Here is a 21,502-nt window from a genome sequence, read left to right on the forward strand (position 1 = left end):
TGGTTCAGAATGACAAGAGTTAATATGCACTTTTCTTCCGACCGCTCACTATTCATGCATAACGCTGCTTAAACCCGCTTTTTAATCGCTGCAGGCAGCTCTTGCAGGCTGTTTAGCACCCAATCTGCCGCTTTTTCGCCTTCTTCCGTCACTGGCTTGCCGGTGCGCACCAATACTTTAGTGCCTACCCCTGCCGCCGCGGCTGCCTGCATGTCCTCGATTTTGTCGCCAACCATATAAGAAGCGGCCAAATCAATATTCAGTTCTTTCTGCGCCTGTAGCAACATGCCCGGTTGCGGTTTGCGGCAATCACAAACCTGGCGATACTCTTCTATTACTGCTTCAGGATGATGTGGGCAGAAATAGATGCCGTCCAGATCGACATCGCGGTCGGCCATCGACCAGTCCATCCATTCTGTCAGACGCATAAACTGCTCTTCGCTGAATTTACCACGGGCAATGCCAGACTGGTTGGTGACCAGCACCAGCGCGAAGCCCATGCTTTTCAGTTCACGACAGGCGTCAATCACGCCATCGATAAACTGGAAATCATCTATTTCATGGACGTAGCCATGATCGATATTAATCGTGCCGTCACGATCTAAGAAAATTGCTGGAACGCGTTGTGTCACCGGTATGCTCCTGAAAGCCTGAAAACCGCCACAGTATCGCATGTTTTCGCCGAGACTGAGAATGATGAAGAATAGCGTTAACGTTGACTTGGACGTCTAGACGCCTTAACATCTGATCCAGACCTTGGCGCTGATCAAGGTCTCTCTTTATTAAGCCATGGCAACCAAGCTAAAAATAAGAAGAATATGATTAAACTTTCCAACATCACCAAAGTGTTCCAGCAGGGGTCGCGTTCCATTAGCGCACTCTCTGACGTGACTCTTCACGTTCCTGCCGGACAGATTTATGGCGTCATCGGTGCCTCCGGCGCCGGTAAGAGTACGCTGATCCGCTGCGCCAACATGCTTGAGCGCCCAACGTCAGGTACTGTTCTGGTTGATGGCCAGGATCTTACCTCCCTGTCTGAAGGTGAGCTGACGCGCGCACGCCGCCAGATCGGCATGATCTTCCAACACTTTAATCTGCTCTCTTCACGTACGGTCTTCGGTAACGTTGCCCTACCATTAGAGTTGGACAATACGCCACGGGCGGAAATCAAAAAACGCGTGGTCGAGCTGCTAGAGCTGGTTGGTCTGTCTGACAAGCACGATGCCTACCCTGCCAATCTGTCAGGCGGCCAAAAGCAGCGTGTGGCCATCGCCCGTGCGCTGGCTAGCAATCCTAAAGTGCTGCTGTGCGACGAAGCGACCAGTGCGCTGGATCCAGCCACCACCCGTTCCATTCTTGAACTGCTGAAAGACATCAACCGCCGTTTGGGGCTGACCATCCTGCTGATCACCCATGAAATGGACGTAGTGAAACGTATCTGCGATCAGGTCGCGGTGATCAGTCAGGGTCAATTGATTGAGAAAGACAGCGTCAGCGAAGTGTTCTCACATCCGAAGACACCACTGGCACAGCAGTTTATCCAGGCTACGCTGCATCTGGATATCCCGGACGACTACGCCGCGCGCCTGGTGCCTGAGCGTACCGGAGGCCGTCAACCGCTGTTACGCCTGGAATTTACCGGCCGCTCGGTCGATGCACCGTTACTGTCAGAAGCGGCTCGTCGCTTTAACGTGAACAACAATATTATCAGCGCACAGATGGATTACGCTGGCGGCGTGAAGTTCGGCGTGATGCTGGCTGAACTGCACGGCTCCGATGAAGATGCACAGGCAACGATTAAGTTCCTACAAGAAAATCAGGTAAAAGTAGAGGTTCTGGGTTATGTCTGAGGCAATGATGTGGTTAATGGCACGTGGCGTGTGGGAAACCGTTACGATGACCTTTGTCTCCGGCTTCTTTGGCTTTGTTCTTGGCTTACCGGTTGGCGTACTGTTATATGTGACCCGCCCCGGGCAAATCATTGCCAACAATACCGTCTATAAGGTGTTGTCCGGATTGGTGAACATTTTCCGTTCCATCCCGTTCATTATCTTGCTGGTCTGGATGATCCCGTTCACTCGCATGATCGTTGGCACCTCTATCGGTTTGCAGGCGGCTATCGTTCCACTGACCGTAGGCGCGGCACCCTTTATAGCCCGTATGGTAGAAAACGCCCTGTTGGAAATTCCGTCAGGCCTGGTTGAAGCCGCTCGTGCCATGGGTGCGACCCCAATGCAAATCATCACCAAAGTGCTGCTGCCTGAAGCGCTGCCAGGTTTGGTGAATGCCGCTACCATCACGCTGATCACCCTGGTGGGCTATTCTGCAATGGGCGGTGCCGTCGGTGCCGGTGGCTTAGGTCAAATTGGTTATCAGTATGGTTATATTGGTTATAACGCTACCGTGATGAATACGGTATTAATATTACTGGTGGTGCTGGTGTATCTGATCCAGTTTGGTGGCGACCGTATCGTGAAGGCCGTTACCCACAAATAGCTTTACCCACGCGCTGACATCTACTCGATAGCTTTGCTACATCTGGCAGGATAAAGAGTAAGGCGTATTTCATATGCGAGTCTAATTGAGGAAGGGATATGTCGTTAAAATTTAAATCCATCGCAACAATCGGCGCACTGATCGGTACTCTGGCTCTGGCCGGTTGTGGCCAGGATGAAAAAGATCCAAACCATATCAAAGTGGGCGTTATTGTTGGTGCTGAACAGCAAGTGGCTGAAGTGGCACAAAAAGTCGCAAAAGATAAGTATGGCCTGGACGTTGAGCTGGTCACCTTCAACGACTACGTGTTGCCAAACGAAGCCCTGAGCAAAGGCGATATCGATGTCAACGCCTTCCAGCACAAGCCTTACCTGGATCAGCAGATCAAGGATCGTGGTTATAAGCTGGTTACGGTGGGTAACACCTTCGTGTACCCGATCGCCGGTTACTCCAAAAAGATCAAATCCATTGATGAGCTGCAAGAAGGTTCACAGGTAGCACTGCCTAACGATCCAACCAACCTGGGCCGTTCACTGTTGCTGCTGGAAAAACAGGGTCTGATCAAGCTGAAAGACGGTGTTGGCCTGCTGCCAACCGTGCTGGACGTGACCGAGAACCCGAAAAACCTGAAGCTGGTTGAGCTGGAAGCACCACAGCTGCCACGTTCACTGGACGATCAGCAAATCGCGCTGGCCATCATCAACACCACTTACGCCAGCCAGATTGGTTTGACGCCGGCCAAAGACGGCCTGTTTGTTGAAGATAAAGACTCACCTTACGTCAACATCATGGTTGCCCGTGAAGATAACAAAGACGCGGAAAACGTGAAGAAATTCGTTCAGGCTTACCAGTCTGACGAAGTTAACGAAGCGGCCAACAAGATCTTTAACGGTGGCGCAGTAAAAGGCTGGTAATCGTTCAATAGCCATTTTATTCCGATAATTGCAAGACGGGCTACGGCCCGTCTTGTTATTTGCGCCAGAGATTGATTCAATAGCGCCACTTTGATTATAAAATGGCAGGGACTCTCAATGCGTGTTTTACCTCTCTGTTTGTTAGCGCTCGCGCTGACTGGATGCTCAACGCAGCACACGGCTCCATCCACAACAAACAGCACAACAACTACGGCCGCTCCCGCTCCGGTAAAAGCCACACCAGCAGCCCGCCCGGCCCCGGTAAAACTGTACAAGAGTGCAGAAGAACTGGTCGGCAAGCCTTTCCGCGATTTAGGTGAGGTTTCTGGCGAATCCTGTCAGACCACGGTTCAGGACTCACCGCCAAATCTGAATACCGCACGTAAGCGTATGCAGACCCGAGCTTCCTACATGAAGGCCAATGCGGTGCTACTGCATGACTGCCAGATTGTCAGCGGCGTCGCCGGTTGTTACCAGCAGGCCATCTGCCAAGGCTCTGCGCTTAACGTCTCAGCCAAATGACCGATTTTGTTTTTGAGCAGATCGGCACCATCCGTTCTCCGTATAAAGAGAAATTCGCGGTTCCCCGTCAGCCAGGGCTAGTTGAAGACGGCGGCGGTGAACTGTTGCTGTTGCCGCCTTACAATCAGCCCGAAGCGGTACGTGGCCTCAGCGAGTTCAGCCATCTGTGGGTGATGTTTGTGTTTCATCAAACCATGGAAGGAGGATGGCGTCCTACCGTGCGGCCTCCTCGTCTGGGCGGCAATGCGCGTATGGGCGTGTTCGCCACCCGTTCGACCTTTCGCCCTAACCCGTTGGGTATGTCCTTGATCGAACTGAAAGGCATACGGACTCAAGGGGGCGAGGTGGTACTGGAGCTGGGCAGCCTGGATTTGGTTGACGGTACGCCGGTGGTCGATATCAAACCCTATTTGCCGTTTGCCGAAAGCCATCCGCAAGCGCGAGCCGGGTTTGCTCAGGCGGCTCCTGCTGGTGATATGCCGGTGTATTTCTCGCCCGAAGCGGAACAACAGCTGCAGCAACATGTGCGGCGCTATCCCAACCTGCGCCGTTTTATCACTCAGGTTCTGGCGCAAGATCCTCGCCCCGCCTATCGAAAAGAAGAAGCCAGCGGGCGCGAATATGCGGTATGGTTATTGGAGTTCAACGTGCGCTGGCGGATCGTTGATAGTCAAAGCGAAGTGTTGTCGCTCGACGCCCGTTAAAATTCCGCCCGCTCTCTTTTGACAACCGGCTTGCGCTGGTAAACTAAGCCACTTTTTGAAAATTTTGGCGGCCAACCCTGGCAGCCCGATGCAATTTGCAGTTCTAACGGAACCAAAACACCATGCGTACAAGCCAATATCTGCTCTCCACACTGAAGGAGACACCTGCCGACGCCGAAGTGATCAGCCACCAGCTGATGCTACGCGCCGGGATGATCCGCAAGCTGGCCTCCGGTCTTTACACCTGGTTGCCGACCGGCCTGCGCGTTCTGAAGAAGGTTGAAAACATCGTTCGCGAAGAAATGAACAATGCTAACGCGATCGAAGTTTCCATGCCGGTTGTTCAGCCCGCAGACCTCTGGCTGGAAAGCGGCCGCTGGGAGCAATATGGCCCGGAATTGCTGCGCTTTGTCGATCGCGGCGAGCGTCCCTTTGTGCTTGGTCCAACCCATGAAGAAGTGATCACCGATCTGATCCGCAACGAAATCAGCTCCTACAAGCAGCTGCCGCTGAATTTCTTCCAGATCCAGACCAAATTCCGTGACGAGGTTCGTCCACGTTTTGGCGTGATGCGCTCGCGTGAATTCCTGATGAAGGATGCCTATTCCTTCCACACCACCCAGGAATCTTTGCAGGTTACCTACGACGCGATGTACGAGGCCTACAGCAAGATCTTTAACCGCATGGGTCTGGATTTCCGTCCGGTGCTGGCCGATACCGGTTCTATCGGTGGCAGCGCTTCACATGAGTTCCAGGTGCTGGCAGACAGCGGTGAAGACGATATCGTGTTCTCAACCGGTTCCGACTATGCTGCCAACATCGAGCTGGCCGAAGCGGTTGCCCCTGCACAGCCACGTGCTGCGGCAACGGAAGAACTGCGTATCATCGATACGCCGAACGCCAAAACCATCGCCGAGCTGGTAGAGCAATTCCAACTGCCAGTAGAGAAAACGGTGAAGACCCTGATGGTGCACGCCCGTGAAGAGAGTGGCCACAAGCTGGTTGCCCTGCTGGTGCGCGGCGATCACGAGCTAAATGAAATCAAAGCCGAGAAACTGCCACAGGTCGCGGTTCCACTGACTTTCGCCACGGAAGAAGAAATCCGTGCAATCGTCGGCGCAGGCCCAGGATCCCTTGGTCCAGTCAATTTGCCGATCCCAGTGGTTGTCGATCGCAGCGTAGCCGCTATGAGCGACTTCGGCGCGGGTGCCAACATCGATGGTAAACACTACTTTGGCATCAACTGGGAGCGTGATCTGCCGCTGCCACAGAGCGCCGATATCCGTAACGTGGTGGAAGGCGATGCCAGCCCAGACGGGAAAGGTACGCTGCTGATCAAGCGCGGTATCGAAGTGGGCCACATCTTCCAGCTGGGTACCAAGTATTCGGAAGCGATGAAAGCCACCGTTCAGGGTGAAGATGGCCGTAATCAGGTGCTGACCATGGGTTGCTACGGCATCGGCGTGACGCGCGTGGTGGCTGCTGCCATCGAACAGAATCACGATGACCGTGGCATTATCTGGCCAGACGCAATTGCCCCGTTCCAGGTAGCGATTCTGCCAATGAACATGCACAAGTCATTCCGCGTGCAGGCACTGGCTGAAGAATTGTACGATACCCTGCGTTCACATGGCATCGACGTGATCCTGGACGATCGTAAAGAGCGCCCAGGCGTGATGTTTGCCGATATGGAACTGATCGGCGTACCTCACTCCATCGTGATCGGCGATCGTAACCTCGACAGCGAAGAAATTGAGTATAAAAATCGCCGTGTTGGCGAGAAGCAGATGATCAAAACCGGCGAAATCGTTGATTTCCTGCTGGGCCAGATCCAACGCTAATCGCTAGACAAAGCCCCCCAGATGGGGGGCTTTATTGATGGATGTTGTTGTTAAAGGATTAACTTATGCCATTACGCAGCCCCTCGGCTACCCGCCTGTTTGCTTTGCTTTCGGTGTTTTTGACCGGTTGCACCATGGATGTAGGCTTATCCGACCGTGAAAAACACTCCATCAATCCCGTCAACGTTCAGTTCCAATCGTTAAGCTCCGCCCCTGGAAAAACTCTGCGAGAAATCAATCAGGCCGATCTGCAAGAGGGAGACCTGCTGTTCTCCTCAACTATCGGTTTGAAATCACTCGGGATCCGTATCTTGAGTACTTCGTCAGTCAGCCATGTGGCCGTGTATATTGGCGAAGGCCAGGTTGCCGAAGCGGTAGGGGAAGGCGTGCAGATTATCAGCCTGAAAGACGCGCTGACCCATAGCGACAAGATGTTTGCTTTGCGCATCCCCGATCTGACACCGGAACAGGCTAGCCAAATCCGCCAATTCGCCAGCAAAAAAGCCGGCAGCCGGTATAACTATCTGGGCATTGCCGAGATGGTGCCCTTTATGATGACCAAGCAGCTGTGTTCGCTGAACCCCTTCTCTGCCGATTTCCGCCAGCAATGTGTCAAAGGCCTGGCCGCAGCCCAGCTCAAGGCGCCGACCGGTGCCGAGTCGTCGTATTTCTGTTCGGAGTTTGTCATTGCCGCGTTTGAAAACGCGGGGCATCCGTTGACGTTGGCCGCCCCAGGCTGGGTCAGTCCGGGCGATTTACTGCATATGCGGGAAGGGGATATTGCCACGCTGGCACCTAGCAAAGCGCTGGTTTACGTTGGCCATATCAAGCCGGGGATCTATTTACGCTCGCGGGCGTTGGCAAAAAATCAGGCCCCTCACCCTAACCCTCTCCCACAGGAAGAGGGAACCGATCGAGTTCGCTGATTATTCTGCGTAATACCTTATCTTTTTGTTCCTACTCCCTACATTCCGAAGCCGCACGAACTCATCAAGAACTCCGGGCAGCTCCCTCTCCCTGTGGGAGAGGGTTGGGGTGAGGGGGATCAGTTACAGCTCTTGCTGCTGTCGAAAGTGATCTTGCCACCGGGTTCCGGGATCAGCGCTTTTTGCATCTGCCCTTCTTCCATGGAAGGCTGCACGCTGAAATGCCCGTTCAACATCAGGAATACTGGTTCGCCCGGCGCCCGCTGAGCCTTCAGATAGCCCTGCTCCAGCGCGATATTATTCGCTACCGGGAAGGTTTTGCCAGTGGCACAATCCTTAAATACCGCCGCGTCGGCCATATAGGTATACAACCCGGTCAACGGCATCGGCGTTTTCGGCAAGGCCTTGGTCACCGGCGACAGCACATAATTAAGCTGGGAGACAATCGGTGCTCCACTGCGGTCCAGCATTCTCAATTGCTTACCTTCCGGGTGGAAATAACGTTTTTCACCGTTGCTTTCGGTCAGCACCAGCTTGTCTGCCGTACGCGCCCATGTGCCGTAGCTGGCAAAGGTTTGATCGCCATCTTTAGCGCCACGATAGGTTTCCTGCAACACAAAGGTGCCGTCCTCATCGAGGAACAGCGATGTGTCCAGCCCGGAGCAGTCCGCACAAGGCAATAAGCCCTGATAGCTCTGCTGCATCGGCTGAAGCGCTTGTTCTTTTGGCTGGTATTGATTGTTACATCCCAGCAATGAAAGGGCTCCTGCCGCTAAAAACAGGGCGATAGTTATTTGCTTCAAGTTATTCTCCTGTTGTCATCCATTGATATCCACGGCGTAGGCTAAGGCTGAACCTTGCCGCGCAGTGCCTTGGTGGCACCTTTGCGCACCTTGCCTTCAAGACGGCGTAATTTGGCCCCTTTGCTGGGTTTGGTTGCCCTACGCGTCTTTTCGACCACCATCGCCTGCTGGATCAGCGCCACCAGCCGGGCCAGTGCCGCTTCACGATTCATTTCCTGGCTGCGATATTCCTGCGCTTTGATAATCACCACCCCATCACCGGTCACTAAATGATGATTAAGCGCCAACAGCCGTTCTTTATAGTACTCTGGCAGGCTGGATGCCCGGATGTCAAAGCGCAAATGGATAGCCGTTGAGGTTTTATTCACATGCTGACCACCCGCACCCTGCGCACGGATCGCCGTTAATTCTATTTCGTTGTCCGGTATGGCTACGTTTCTTGACAGTTCCAGCACCGGTTATTCCTGCGCCTGCTGCCATTCGGCAAATTGAATTTCCAGACTATTCTGAAGGTCTGACAGCCAGATGGTCCCTTCCTGCAGCGTGGCCTGTAGCGTCATATTGCGGCTGGCTAAGGCGGTCAAGCGGGACAGTTGTTCATCATCGAGAAAACGAATACTCAGGTTCTTGTGGTTGGCGACTTTGCTCTGCATAGACTGCCACCAGACATGCCCGGCGCGATCACCATAGGCGTAAAGCACCACCCTAGGTGACTGATTGCAGGCCTTTTTGATGCGTTTCTCGTCCGGCAGCCCCAGCTCTATCCACATTTCCAGCCCGTTATGGTCGTTGCGCCGCCAGATTTCCGGCTCGTCTTCCGCACTCAGCCCCTTGGTAAACACCAGGCGCTCATCGGCATGGCAGATCCAGGCCAGCAGGCGCAGCATCATGCGCTGTTCGGTTTCTGAAGGATGCTGGGCCAGGGTGAGTGTGGTATCACAGTAAAAGTGACGATCCATATCAGCGATATTGAGCGTGGCTTTATAAATTGTTGCTTTCAGCGCCATGGGTAACCTCATTATTAACAGGCCACATTGTACTTGATCAGGGCAGCCCGCAGCCAGCACGGGGAGCATCAGGAGTGGACTAATGCCCAAAAAGAGGAACTAATAACTCCCTAACACCTGTGCTATAGTCCTTTAGATAGGATTTAACCCCGAGTGTCTGTGCCTTATTGCAGCCTGCGTGGCGATAATGCAGAGATCCTAAAGGGAGGCCATTGTGCAACAATACTGTGAGTTAGTACGACGTTTTTACGCTCAGATCGGCAGTGGAGATCTAGGCTACGTGCCGGATGCACTAGCATGTGTGTTAAAGGCATTGGACGAGGTTGCCGCGAATAGCGAGCTACCGTCCTCCGTTAGGGAACAGGCGGCATTTGCCGCCGCTAACTTATTGGTGAGCGACCATGTTGATGAATGATGAGTACCAATCCATCAATTGCGATGACTATGAAAGCCTGGAACTCGCCTGTCAGCATAACTACATTCTGAAGCTAGAGTTACGCGACGGAGAGAAGTTCGAAGGCATTGCCACCGAGTTGAAATTTACCAAGGGCGTTGAGTACCTGATTGTCGATCAGGCCGGAAGTGCTCTCAGCTTGCGTCTGGATCATATCCTCAGTTTCAGTCATCCGGAAATCGGTACCGTGGTTGTCAGCCTGTCAGACTGACTTTGCGGTAACGCCATCTCCACAGGGCAGCCCACGGGCTGCCCTCGTCATTTAAGGCCTCAGGCTGGCGTAATAGGCCGCCAGGTCGGCAATATCCTCATCCGACAGACCCGAGACATAGGCCTTCATCACTTCCGCCTGCCCGCCAGAGCGCTCCCCTTTCTTGTAAGCCTGCAAAGAGTGCTCCAGGTACATTTGATTCTGCCCGGCCAGGTTCGGGTACATAGGTACCGAAACCTTGCCTTCCGCGCCGTGGCAGGCCATGCAACTGGCCGATTTATTCTTCCCTGCTGCCGCATCGCCCGCCGCCATGGCGGAAAAACTCAGCACGCTGGCCATCACTACCATTACGCTCACCAATTTCATTGCCCACTCCTCACAGCAGATTGTTATTATTTTTTTTCCAGCCAAGCCGCCAGGCCGGTTGCCCCGCAGACGCTTGCCCTTCCTCAGTAATAAATACGCCCACGGCAGCGATTAACTGCTCATCATAATAGAGCAACGGGATACGTTCACGCTGCCACGGTGGAATAGCCAACTCTTGCCACAGTTTTTTGATCGGACGTGAACCGGCACGGCCAACAATCCGCGCCCTGCCCTTGGCGGTAAAGCGCACGCTGACCGACTCATGCTCTAAAGGGGCGCGTACCAGGCATTCACCTTCGCCCACGTACAGAGTACCCAGTCCGTCTGGTAACGCCAGTGGAGCCTCATTAGGCCAGGGCAATCGTGTGCCGCTCAGATCAGCCATCAGCGGTAGCAGGTACAAGCGCTGGCGAAAACGGCGGACCTGGTAGTTCCCGAGTTGCAGCTGCGGTTCGGCATCTTCCCGGCTTAATGCCACTTCCTGCCATAGCCGATGCAAACCATCTCGCGCTGGCATGGTGACGCCAAACAGCCCAATCCAGCGCCGTAGCAAAGCATAGCGCCTGGCAGCAGAGCTGGTAGCCAATTCGGCGATAGCGAGCGAGTTTTCGCCATCCAGCAGTTGGGTTAATTGCTCGGCCAGCAGCTCATCAAGCAGTTGCTCCTGCTCGGCACATAATTCAGCGCTGCGTGCGGTGGCGGCAGCAAAATGCGGCCAACGTTGATTCACTATCGGCAAAACGTTCAGACGCAAGAAGTTGCGATCGAAGCGGGGATCCTGATTGCTGTCATCCTCGATCCACTGCAGTTGATGCTGGTGTGCGTAGGCTTCTAACTGCTGGCGCGATATTCCCAACAGCGGGCGCAATAAGGGATTGTTACCCAAACGGGTTTGTGCGGCCATGGCAGACAATCCCGCAGGGCCGCTGCCCCGTTTTAAGGCCAGCAAGAAGGTTTCACATTGATCGTCAAGATGCTGCGCCGTCAGCAAAGTCTCGTCTACGGCCAACGTTTCTGCGAAAGCAGCATAGCGGGCCGAACGGGCCGCTGCCTCAATACCGCCAGGCCGTCCCTCAAGCAGTACACGTTGCACTACCAGCGGAACCTGCCAAAGTTCACATTGCTGCTGGCAGTGTGCCACCCAATTATCGGCAAAACGGCTCAGGCCATGGTGTACATGCACCGCGCGCAGGGCAATGTCCGGTTGCTGCTGGCGTAACAGCACCAGCAGGTGCAGCAGTACGCTGGAATCCAGACCGCCGCTGAACGCCAGCAGCAGTTGGCGCTCAGCCCCTAGATGGTCGGCAATCTGTGTCAGGAGGTGGTGGGTCTTCATCAATTGAGCTTAGTGACATCTACATAACTGCACGTTAACCAGCCCACCGCCATCAATCAAGCATTAACCGCGCTATCATTGCGCCGGGTCATTCCCCACCACAGCACCAGAGCCGCCAGCACCAAGGCCGCACAGCCTGCGGCTCCCCAGCCAATCTGGGTAAAAACCTTGCCGTAAGCTTCAATCATCGCATTACCCAGTTGGCTTTCAGTGGTCTGGTTGGCAATCAGGCCCGCGAGATAATTAGCCACCGAGCCCGTCGCCAGCATATAAATACCGGTCAGCACGCCGGTGACACCAGGAATATCCAAGCGGGTGATTTGGGCCATCGCCACCGGATCGATAAACAGTTCGGCAAATCCCATCACCGCCAGCCCGGCTACCATCATCCCCATCGATGCCTGACCATGCAATTGCCCCCAGCGCGCATTTAATGCCATCAGCATAAAGCCCACGGCAATCAGCAGCAGGCCAAAGGCAAACTTGCACCAGATGCGCACGGTCTGAGCGTTTCCCTGGCTGCTACGCATCAGCCAGGCCAGCAACACGCCGCCGAGCATCACAGCAAAGGCGTTTATCGACTGGAACAGCGCCGTAGGCACCGACCAAGAGAACCATTGCCGGTCAACAAAGTGATCGATAAACAGGCTGATCGAACTGCCGCCCTGTTGGGCAAAGGCCCAAAACAGCGTCCCCAGCAGCATCAAGATGATGATTTGCCATAACGCTCGCCGTTGCTCACCACTCACCCGCCAGAGGATACGCATGACGATCACCACTGCAGCGGCGCACACCACGCCAAGCAGATACCCGGCCCAGTTGTGAATGAACAACAGCGCGAAAAACAGCGGAGCACACAGTACCCCAGCCACCAGCCAGAACCAATGCGGCAAACATAGCGTAGTGGACTGTATCAGCGGGATATTCACCCCGCGCGTATGCCGAAAGTGCTTGTTCCCCGACAGGAAAATCATCAGCCCGGCAAACATCCCTATCCCCGCCAACGCAAAGCCGACGTGCCAGCCATAGCGTTCAGCAGCCAACCCACAGGCGATCGGAGCCAGGATCGAGCCAACGTTCCCCGCGGCATACAGCAGAGAAAACCCGCCTTCCCGCCGTGGATCCTGCGCCTGGTACAGCTCTCCCAGCAGACAACTGATATTGGATTTAAACAGGCCATAGCCGCAGATGATGATGCCCAGCGCCAGATAAAGGGAGTTGGCCGACACCGCCCCCAGCCCCAATACGATATGGCCCAAGGTCATCAAGGCCGCCCCGGCAATCACCGAGACGCGGTTGCCCAACAGGCGATCGGCCAGCAGGCCGCCCAGAATGGGGGTGACATAAACCAAAGAGGCATAAGCGCTGAAAAGGGTGATGGCGTGGCTATCGGAGTAGCCTAGCTGGTGGGTCAGGTAGAGGATCAGTAACGCGCGCATGCCGTAAAAACTAAAATACTCCCAGATTTGGATCGCAACGACATAGTAGATAGCGCGCGGCTGTGAGGGTGTTTTCATGGTGTACTCCCATCAGGATAACCAAGGGGAAAGCGTCTGTGCTTTCCCCTGTGATGCCATTATTCCGCTTTCAACACTTTCACCGTGTAGCGGCCATCCGGCTGGCGGTAAGCCCCGTGAATATCGGTCTCAAAGCCCGGATAATGCGCGCCGATTTCACACAGCATTTGCAGGAACTCGAGCACTGGGCGGCTTTCTTCGGTCAGCATTTCACCCGGCATCACCAACGGCACGCCTGGAGGATATGGCAAGATCATATTGGCATTGACCTTGCCGACCATATCCTCCAGATAGACTTCTTCCACTTCGCCGTGCAGTTCTTTCTGGAAGGCGTGGTAAGGGTTCATCACCATGGTTGGCAGCACTTCAAACGCACGGTACATCAGGTCCGGCAGGTTGTGATGCTCGACCAGGCGATGGATGTTCTGCGCCAGATCCTGGATGCGCATGTTTTCATAGAACTCAGGCGCTTCCTGATACAGCGATGGCAGCATGTTTTTCACTCGCAGGTTCAAATCGAACGAGCGTTTGAAATCGGTCATCGCACGCAGCAGGCTCAACGCTTTGGTTTTATCGATACCAATGCTGAACAGGAACAGCAGGTTGTACGGGCCGGTTTTCTCCACGATGATGCCGCGTTCATCCAGGTACTTGGCTACCAGGCTGGCTGGGATACCGAACGGCTGCATCTCACCTTCTTTGCTCATCCCTGGGGTGAGGATGGTCACTTTGATCGGGTCGAGATACATGTGTTCGTTATCGATGTTTTTGAAGCCGTGCCAGGCGCTGTCGGAACGCAGCGGCCAGCATTCTGGCTCATCGATATGCTCCGGCTGCCAGACGTCAAAGAACCAGCCTTCGGACTCCACTTTCAGCCGTTTGATCTCCTTACGGAACTTGATGGCACGCTCGATGGAACCGTTAATCATGCGCTTACCGGCGTTGCCCTTCATCATCGCAGCGGCGGTTTCGGTGGACGCCACGATGCCATAATGCGGCGAGGTGGTGGTGTGCATCATATAGGCTTCGTTAAAGGTCTCTTCGTTGATGTCACCCTTAACGTGGATCATCGAAGCCTGCGAGAACGCCGCCAGCAGTTTGTGGGTCGACTGGGTTTCATAGATCACCTTGCCTTCAACCCGGCCGCCGCTCATGCCGCATTTGCCTTTATAGATCGGATGGAAGTTGGTGTAAGGCACCCAGGCAGAATCGAAGTGGATCGATTTAACATCCAGAGTCTGTTTGATGAAATCGGTGTTGTACAACAAGCCGTCGTAGGTGGAGTTGGTGATCACCGCGTGCGCTGGCCAACTGGCGTTCGGCGTTTCTTTCACCCGTTTGGCGATGGTGGCACGGCTGAATTCGCTCTGCGGGATGCCACCGAGAATACCGTAGGCATTACGGGTTGGCCGGAAGTAGATCGGCGTGATGTCACTCATCATCATCAGATGGGTCAATGATTTGTGGCAATTACGGTCGATCAGCACGGTGCTGCCGGCCGGAGCGGCATACATGCCGACAATCTTGTTGGCGGTGGAGGTGCCGTTGGTCACCATGTAGCTTCGTTCGGCATTGAACACGCGGGAAATGTACTCTTCAGCCTCTTTGTGCGGGCCGGAGTGATCCAACAGCGAACCCAGTTCGGAAACCGAAATGGAGATGTCAGACTTCATGGTATTCGGGCCGAAGAAGTCATAAAACAGGCTGCCTACCGGGCTTTTCTGGAAGGCAGTGCCGCCCATATGGCCTGGAGTACAGAAAGTATATTTGCCTTCACGCACGTATTTGAACAGCGCCTTGGTCAGCGGCGGCAGGATGGCATCGATATACTCGTCGGTGTTCTGTTTGATCTTGGCGGCGATATCTTTTGCCGCGCCCAGCGCATATTCGAAGAAACGCACCTGCATACGCAGATCGTTGAGGCTGACATCGAGCGTCGAATAAGTGTTGGCGAAGGCATACAGCGGCATGTATTCATTGAGCTGGCTGATCTCTTCGCACAGCTCAAGGTTGTATTTGTCCCAGTCAAAAATCACGCCGCACAGGCGGGCATTGTTTTCGATCAGCTTTAATAAATCTTCACGGTCATTAGGGTAGACGATGCGGAAGTCCAGGCTTTCCAGCGCCTGATGCAGTTCGCGGATCGGCTCTTCTTTGAAGTAGACACCCATGTGATTCATGATGGCAATAACGTTCATAATCATTTCTCCAGGCAAAGCGGGCCCCTTCCCGTCGCGGCTGACAGGTCGGAAAGAAAGGGGCTGGGTAAATTCAGTGGGTCAGAGCACGCAATCTCAGTGCGCTTTGGCCGTGGCGCTGTCGTTGACCGCTGCGGCTGCTTTGGCAACCTGGCGGGTATTCATTTTGCGGGCATAGAACATCAGGATGATCAGGCTGACGATAAAGGTGCCGGACAGCTCGAAGGAGTTGGCGCCCATCAGGGCGATAAAGCAGAACCCACAGCCCAGTACCGACGCCACCAGGCTCAGCAGATTACGCACGTTGACACCTTCAAAGCGGATCAGGTCAACGCAGGAGTAGAAGTAAGGCAGCATGGTCAGCAGCACCGCAATCCCGGTCAGTTCGCCGAACAGGTCGGAAGCTTTGCCGCCGCTGGAGTTCATCACGGTGATCAACACCATCAGCGCGGTCATTTTGCAGCTTGCCAACAGCAGGCCCTTCTTCGGAATGCCGTTTTTATCCAGTTCGCCATACACTTTCGGGAAGTTGCCGTCGTTGGCCGCACGCACCCCGGCCTGACCTACCAGCATCATCCAGGAACCCAACGAGGTCAGGCAGGCAAAGGCGGTGAAAGCGGATACCATCGGAGCTGCCCAGTTGCCCATAATGGCGGAGGCACTGATGGCGAAAGGAGCACCGCTGGCAGCCATTTGCGCTGCAGGGAACATCCCGCTCATCACCTGAGTGGCGGCAATATAGATAATCCCTGCCAGGCCGGTACCCAGCATGGTCGCCAGCGGCACGGTACGTTTGGGGTTTTTCACCATCCCGGTGCTGACGGCGGCGGATTCAACGCCGATAAACGCCCACAGGCAGAGCAGGATACTTTTCACCACTGCATGGCTGTCGGTGGTACCCGAGGTATTCCAGTTGGCTTGATAGGTTGCAACATCGAACCAGTGCCAACCGGCCACGGCGGTGATCACTATCGGGATCAAGACCAGTACCAGACCCAGCGTGGTCAAGCGGCTGACCCAGGTACCCCCCAGCAGATTGACAAAGGTGAATATCCAGACGATGGCGATACAGGCAATCCCGGCCGGTACCGGATTATTCAACGCGGGGAAGAAAGTCGAGAGATAAGAAACGGCGGTAATACCGATTGCCAGGTTACCGATCCAGTTGGCATGGTAGTAAAGCACGCCAGTCTGGAAACCAAACGCCGGGGAGATTTCCCCCGCATAGGCAATTGGCCCGCCTTGCTGTGGGTTTTTAGTCGCCAGGCGGGCGTAAACATAAGCCAATGACATCGCGCCGACGATAGAAATCACCCATCCCCAGATGGCGATAGATCCCAGACTTGCCAGGTTTGCCGGTAATAAGGCAATCCCGCTCCCCATCATATTACCGGCGACAACGCCGGTGCAGGCAATAAGCCCTATTTTCTTGGATGAAGCCATGGTCAGTTTCTCCTGATTATCGATGCTGATAAGTGCTGAGCATTAAGAAGCGAGATTAATGAACAGACTTGATAATCAGGATGCTAACGATAGGCCAAAATAAAGTCCTAAAGATAAGGTGAAATTACGCTCATGATCCTACAAATGACAACTTGAGGTTTATGGTGAAAATATCAAGGTGGCAGCATGAGCTAAAGAAAAGATAAACATTGTTTATAAACAACAGGATATTGGCACGAAGTGGCGGTAGTCAAGAGGGAAGCCGATGGGAGTCATGCAGAACGCCGATACGCCGTAAACCCATCCCTGGTGGCTCGAATCGCGCATCCCTGCGCTCAACGGTCGTAACCGTATGGCTCCCACCGGCCTTAGCTATTAGTGTCGCTGTATTTGTGCCAACGGTTGGCAATAGAGTTACTTTTGCGTGTCGTAGTTGTCTAAATAAGGAACAACTGCGGTGACTGAGGTCTGGAATACGCCATTACGGATCCAATGCAGCGTATTTTCACCAGGGCGAAGGTTGAAGGCAGTAATATAAGAATCCGCAGCCTGATGGTTATGGCCCTGCATTTCATAGACTTTGCCTAGTAATACATAGTTCAACCATGACATCTGTAGATCGATAGCTTTATTAATGGCGCGGTAAGCCTCATCCGTTTTCCCTTGGGAAAGCGCATCGACGGTCACTATCTGCTGCAAGATGGGGGAATCAGCCAATATCGGCAACGCCTCCAGGCGGGTAATTTCCGTTCGTAGCTGTGCCAGTTCTGCCTCATCAAGAGGTTGGTAGGAATTACGCAGCAAATCCACCAGCGCTTTTTCGGCAACGGCATACTCAAAATCCGGCGAGGCTTTGATTATCGCCTCCAATTGGCTGCTGGCGCGGATCAGTGAGTCCGCATCTCCCTGTACCAGCAATTGATGTGCCTGATAGAAACGCTGCAGCGCCGGGCCATTTTGCGGCAGCAGCAGCGCCAAACGCTGTGCCAGCTGCTGCGGCCAAGGTTGTTTCAACGCCGCCGACAGGCTGGTAAGGAAATCCTGCTGAATTTTTAGCTGATTATCGGTGGTAATAAAGTAGCGCTTATCCAGCATGATCGAGCTGTCGGCATTATCCACCAGCCGCACCGACAGGAAGCATTGCTGGGCACGGTAATGGCGTTGATTGACGAACTCGATATACAACGACTTGCCGGAGCTGCTCGGCCCGGCAAAGTTGTAGTTGGTCTGATCGTGCACCAGGAACGTGGAATAGGTATTCAGCGCGTCGGTGACCAGTTCACTCACGCCAACCACATAAGAGAGCTGTGGCGTCCAGTTGCTGCAGCTGTTACCCCCCTGGATACGAATATCGATATCACGCGGGTTGAGCAACACCGGCATGGTGGACACAGGTATGCGCTGAGACAGTGTCGCAATACCGACAAAGGCGACGCAGGCAGACAGCGCCGCCAGGAAAGTCAGCCAGACCCAAAAGGGTGAGCGTTGATAAAAACGACCTGCCGCAGTGGGTAACAGGGTCTTTGGCTTGGTAGCCGGACGCGGCGGGACATAGGCGGGAGCCTCTTCCTCGCTGCCATCTTCCGGCTCATGCATTACCACGGCCACCTGAGGTACCAACGGCGGCGCGTCTTCCCCCTCTTCACACCACATGACCGGTGCCGTCAGTTTATAACCGCGCTTGGGGACGGTGATGATGTATTCAGGGCTGTCTGGATCGCCGTCTTTCAGATATTTGCGCAGTTCGGAAATGCACTGGGTCACCACATGGTTGGTGACGATATTGCGCTTCCAGATGTTATCAATCAACTCGTCACGGCTGAGCACCACGTCCGGGTGCTGAGCGAAGTACTGCAACATATCGATCAGGCGCGGTTCCAGCGTCCGTTGACGCCCATCACGGCTTATGCGGTTGTCGGCCGGGGTGATCAGCCACTCCCCGACGCGGAAAACAGGCTCTTGCATGGCGGAAATAACTCTGTGGACACTGAGGGCAAGGGCGCGATGATAGCATAACGACCCATAACTTGGGCCGTTCTCAGCAGATTAAGCATTCATAGTTCATATAATTCGAGCGGTAATCCGTCAGGATCGCTGAAAAAGGTAAAACGGGATTGGGTATAGGGATCGACCCGAACCGGCTCGCAAACGACCCCAGCGGCCTGTAAATGCGCGATCGACGCCTCGATATCCTCTACGCTGAATGCCAGGTGACGCAGGCCACAAGCTTCCGGGCGGCTCGGCCTGGCTGGGGGAGATGGGAAGGAAAACAGTTCAATGACGTATTGACCGTTCAGCGCCAGATCGGCTTTCCAAGAGTCACGTTCTTCGCGGTAATATTCCGCTAGCAAGGTGAACCCCAAGATATCGCAGTAAAAGTGCTTACTGGCGGCGTAATCAGAACCAATCACCGCTATATGGTGAACCTGTCGTAATGCCAACATGGATGAACTCCGTAAGTTAATTTGTGCCCCCTCACCCCAACCCTCTCCCTGTACAGAGCCGTAGTCAGGTATGGGAGTCGATCTGTAGCACGTTTTATTTCCCCTCCAACCCGGATACAAAAGTCAGGATGTGGCACGATCGGTCCCCACTCCCTGTAGGAGAGAGGACATTCTTATCTAATCGGTTTTCAGCACCTTCACCAGATAGCGCCCATCCTCGGTCAGTTTAGCGCCGTGGATGTCGGTTTCAAAACCTGGATAGTGTTCGCCGATCGAACACAGCATCAGCAGGAAATCGAGCACCGCGCGGCTCTCTTCGGTGATCATCTCCCCCGGCATCACGACCGGCACGCCCGGCGGATAAGGCAGGATCATGTTCGCCGCCACCTTGCCGACCAACTGGTCGATCTCGCAGGTTTCTACATTGCCGCGCACCTGCTGCTGGAACATCTCATAAGGCGTCAGCTTCATCTCCGGCAGGACGTCAAACGCACGCAGCATAAGGCCCGGTAAATCGTGCTGGCGGATCAACTGGTGGATCCCGGCAGCCAGATCCTGAATGCGCATATGGCGGTAAAAATCCGGATCTTCAGCATACAGATCCGGCAGCATGTTTTTCACCCGCAGGTTAAGATCGTAAGCTCGTTTGAAATCCGTCAGGCTGCGCAGCAGGCTCATCGCCTTGGTCTTGTCGATGCCAATGCTAAACAGGAACAGCAGGTTGTACGGACCGGTTTTCTCCACCACGATCCCACGCTCATCCAGGTATTTCGCTACCAGCGCGGCAGGGATCCCGCTCTCCTCCAGCTCACCCAGTTCGTTCATCCCCGGCGTCAAAATGGTGACCTTGATCGGATCCAGATACATATGATCGCTGTCGGTCTGGCCAAAGCCATGCCAGTTATCGTCCGGGTTCAGCGGCCAGCACTGTGCCTCGTCAATCTCTTCTGGCTGCCAGATATCGAAGAACCAGGTATCACTCTCGGCACGCAGGCGTTGCACTTCACGGCGAAAATGCAGGGCTCGCTCCACGGAGCGGTTAATCATGCGCCGCCCCGGATTACCCCGCAGCATCGCCGCAGCAGTTTCCATTGAGGCCACAATGCCGTAATGCGGCGAAGTGGTGGTGTGCATCATGTAAGCTTCGTTAAAGGTGTTCTCGTCATAATCCCCTTTAATGTGGATCATCGAAGCCTGAGAGAACGCCGCCAGCAGCTTGTGGGTTGATTGAGTTTCATAGATCACCTTGCCCGGGATGCGATCGCCACTCATGCCGCTTTTGCCGTCATAAATCGGGTGGAAATTGGTGTAAGGCACCCAGGCCGAATCGAAGTGGATCGACGCTACGTCCAGCGTTTGCTTGATATAATCGGTGTTATACAACAGGCCGTCATAGGTAGAGTTGGTGATCACCGCATGTACCGGCCAACTGGCGTTGGCAGTGCTTGCCACCCGCTCGGCAATGCTGTCGCGGGTAAATTCGCGCTGGGGAATGCCGCCTAAAATACCGTACGCATTTCGCAACGGGCGCAGGTAAATCGGCACGATGTCACACATCATCAGCAGGTGACACAGCGACTTATGGCAGTTACGGTCAATCAATACCGTGCTACCGGCAGGTGCCGAATACATGCCGACAATCTTGTTGGCGGTAGAGGTGCCGTTGGTCACCAAGTAGCTCTGCTCCGCGTTGAACGTGCGGGCAATGTACTCTTCCGCCTCCAGATGCGGGCCGGTGTGATCCAGCAGCGAGCCGAGCTCCGTCACCGAGATGGAAATATCCGCCTTCAGGGTGTTGGCACCAAAGAAATCATAGAACAGGCAGCCCACCGGGCTTTTCTGGAACGCGGTGCCCGCCATATGGCCCGGCGTACAGAAGGTATATTTCCCCTCCTTCACATAGGTGAACAGCGCCTTGGTCAGCGGTGGGGTGATGGTGTCCATATACTCATCGGTATACTGGCGAATGCGCTGGGCGATATCGTCGGCAGCGTTCAGACCATACTCGAAGAAATAGAGCACCATACGCATTTCGTGCAGGTGGACATCGAAAGTGGAGTGAGTGTTGATAAACGCATACAGCGGCAGGTATTCATTCAGCTCGTTGATTTCGCTGCACAGCTCCAGGCTGTATTCGTCCCAGTCAAAGATCACCCCACAGATACGCGCATTGTGCTCAATCAGCTTGAGCAGATCGCCGCTGTTCTTCGGGAACACCAACTGGAAGCCCATTGAGGCCAGCGCCACGTGTAGCTCGCGGATAGGCTCGTCTTTGTAATAAACGCCCATCGGGCTCATGATCGCAATGATATTCATCGCA

General features: G+C 54.4%; 21 protein-coding genes. 9 read left to right on the plus strand and 12 right to left on the minus strand.

The window, feature by feature from the left end:
• Positions 1-68 precede the first annotated feature (68 nt).
• Complete coding sequence (gmhB, locus tag IMQ33_RS23880) at positions 69-632, minus strand: D-glycero-beta-D-manno-heptose 1,7-bisphosphate 7-phosphatase (RefSeq protein ID WP_065685548.1); 564 nt, start codon at positions 630-632, stop codon at positions 69-71.
• Positions 633-818: 186 nt separating this feature from the next.
• Between gmhB and metN the strand changes: the two genes are divergently transcribed.
• From metN to IMQ33_RS23915, 7 genes are all read left to right on the plus strand, one after another.
• Positions 819-1,850 (plus strand): methionine ABC transporter ATP-binding protein MetN, encoded by a 1,032-nt coding sequence (gene metN, locus IMQ33_RS23885; protein ID WP_021806092.1) that lies wholly within the window; start codon positions 819-821, stop codon positions 1,848-1,850.
• Positions 1,843-2,496 (plus strand): methionine ABC transporter permease MetI, encoded by a 654-nt coding sequence (locus IMQ33_RS23890; protein ID WP_021179942.1) that lies wholly within the window; start codon positions 1,843-1,845, stop codon positions 2,494-2,496. The genes metN and IMQ33_RS23890 overlap by 8 nt, the downstream gene beginning before the upstream one ends.
• Positions 2,497-2,594: 98 nt before the next feature.
• Positions 2,595-3,410: a MetQ/NlpA family lipoprotein gene (locus IMQ33_RS23895; RefSeq protein WP_024485561.1), complete on the plus strand. Its 816-nt coding sequence runs from the start codon at positions 2,595-2,597 to the stop codon at positions 3,408-3,410.
• A gap of 117 nt (positions 3,411-3,527) precedes the next feature.
• A complete protein-coding gene (gene rcsF / locus IMQ33_RS23900) occupies positions 3,528-3,932 on the plus strand; it encodes an Rcs stress response system protein RcsF (RefSeq protein ID WP_024485562.1) in 405 nt (134 codons plus the stop codon).
• The gene (tsaA, locus tag IMQ33_RS23905; RefSeq protein ID WP_065685547.1) at positions 3,929-4,636 is read left to right on the plus strand and encodes a tRNA (N6-threonylcarbamoyladenosine(37)-N6)-methyltransferase TrmO; all 708 of its coding nucleotides are present in this window, start codon (positions 3,929-3,931) and stop codon (positions 4,634-4,636) included. Before rcsF ends, tsaA begins: the two co-directional genes overlap by 4 nt.
• Positions 4,637-4,758: 122 nt before the next feature.
• Positions 4,759-6,477, plus strand: a complete 1,719-nt coding sequence (gene proS / locus IMQ33_RS23910) for a proline--tRNA ligase (protein WP_024485564.1) — start codon at positions 4,759-4,761, stop codon at positions 6,475-6,477.
• A 65-nt stretch (positions 6,478-6,542) separates the two neighbouring features.
• On the plus strand, positions 6,543-7,403 hold the full coding sequence (locus IMQ33_RS23915) for a YaeF family permuted papain-like enzyme (protein WP_196062803.1): 861 nt from the start codon (positions 6,543-6,545) through the stop codon (positions 7,401-7,403).
• 119 nt (positions 7,404-7,522) lie between these two features.
• Here IMQ33_RS23915 and nlpE read toward each other — a convergent pair whose 3' ends face one another.
• From nlpE to IMQ33_RS23930, 3 genes are read right to left on the minus strand one after another with little or no spacing between them, the layout of a single operon-like run.
• A complete protein-coding gene (nlpE, locus tag IMQ33_RS23920; RefSeq protein ID WP_024529523.1) occupies positions 7,523-8,206 on the minus strand; it encodes an envelope stress response activation lipoprotein NlpE in 684 nt (227 codons plus the stop codon).
• Between the two features lie 41 nt (positions 8,207-8,247).
• Positions 8,248-8,661, minus strand: coding sequence for an alternative ribosome rescue aminoacyl-tRNA hydrolase ArfB (gene arfB, locus IMQ33_RS23925; protein WP_024485567.1), 414 nt, complete (start codon positions 8,659-8,661; stop codon positions 8,248-8,250).
• A 3-nt stretch (positions 8,662-8,664) separates the two neighbouring features.
• The gene (locus IMQ33_RS23930; protein WP_065685544.1) at positions 8,665-9,213 is read right to left on the minus strand and encodes a YaeQ family protein; all 549 of its coding nucleotides are present in this window, start codon (positions 9,211-9,213) and stop codon (positions 8,665-8,667) included.
• Between the two features lie 214 nt (positions 9,214-9,427).
• On the opposite strand from IMQ33_RS23930, the gene IMQ33_RS23935 reads away from it, so the two are divergent.
• Both IMQ33_RS23935 and rof read left to right on the plus strand, forming a co-directional pair.
• On the plus strand, positions 9,428-9,628 hold the full coding sequence (locus IMQ33_RS23935) for a YaeP family protein (protein ID WP_024529521.1): 201 nt from the start codon (positions 9,428-9,430) through the stop codon (positions 9,626-9,628).
• Positions 9,621-9,878 carry a Rho-binding antiterminator gene (rof, locus tag IMQ33_RS23940; protein ID WP_223499701.1) on the plus strand — a complete coding sequence of 86 codons (258 nt, stop codon included), beginning with the start codon at positions 9,621-9,623 and terminating at the stop codon, positions 9,876-9,878. The genes IMQ33_RS23935 and rof overlap by 8 nt, the downstream gene beginning before the upstream one ends.
• A 51-nt stretch (positions 9,879-9,929) precedes the next feature.
• Here the strand turns inward: rof and IMQ33_RS23945 are convergent, their stop codons facing one another.
• The 8 genes from IMQ33_RS23945 to IMQ33_RS23980 form a co-directional block, all read right to left on the minus strand.
• On the minus strand, positions 9,930-10,244 hold the full coding sequence (locus IMQ33_RS23945) for a cytochrome c (protein WP_098929934.1): 315 nt from the start codon (positions 10,242-10,244) through the stop codon (positions 9,930-9,932).
• Between the two features lie 10 nt (positions 10,245-10,254).
• Complete coding sequence (gene tilS, locus IMQ33_RS23950) at positions 10,255-11,580, minus strand: tRNA lysidine(34) synthetase TilS (RefSeq protein WP_186529050.1); 1,326 nt, start codon at positions 11,578-11,580, stop codon at positions 10,255-10,257.
• Between the two features lie 56 nt (positions 11,581-11,636).
• Complete coding sequence (gene dtpD, locus IMQ33_RS23955; protein ID WP_065684176.1) at positions 11,637-13,097, minus strand: dipeptide permease DtpD; 1,461 nt, start codon at positions 13,095-13,097, stop codon at positions 11,637-11,639.
• A gap of 59 nt (positions 13,098-13,156) precedes the next feature.
• Entirely contained in the window at positions 13,157-15,295 is a 2,139-nt protein-coding gene (gene cadA, locus IMQ33_RS23960) for a lysine decarboxylase CadA (RefSeq protein ID WP_021806099.1), read from the minus strand.
• A gap of 96 nt (positions 15,296-15,391) precedes the next feature.
• Positions 15,392-16,738: a cadaverine/lysine antiporter gene (cadB, locus tag IMQ33_RS23965; RefSeq protein ID WP_024485571.1), complete on the minus strand. Its 1,347-nt coding sequence runs from the start codon at positions 16,736-16,738 to the stop codon at positions 15,392-15,394.
• A 414-nt stretch (positions 16,739-17,152) separates the two neighbouring features.
• Complete coding sequence (gene cadC / locus IMQ33_RS23970) at positions 17,153-18,703, minus strand: lysine decarboxylation/transport transcriptional activator CadC (protein WP_186581101.1); 1,551 nt, start codon at positions 18,701-18,703, stop codon at positions 17,153-17,155.
• Between the two features lie 89 nt (positions 18,704-18,792).
• On the minus strand, positions 18,793-19,182 hold the full coding sequence (locus tag IMQ33_RS23975; RefSeq protein WP_098929928.1) for a VOC family protein: 390 nt from the start codon (positions 19,180-19,182) through the stop codon (positions 18,793-18,795).
• A 177-nt stretch (positions 19,183-19,359) separates the two neighbouring features.
• Complete coding sequence (locus IMQ33_RS23980; protein WP_173408833.1) at positions 19,360-21,498, minus strand: lysine decarboxylase LdcC; 2,139 nt, start codon at positions 21,496-21,498, stop codon at positions 19,360-19,362.
• Between the last annotated feature and the right edge of the window lie 4 nt (positions 21,499-21,502).

It is taken from the genome of Serratia sp. Res13-Sevr-LER1-36-b (assembly GCF_015673035.1).
GTDB lineage: Bacteria > Pseudomonadota > Gammaproteobacteria > Enterobacterales > Enterobacteriaceae > Chania > Chania fonticola_C.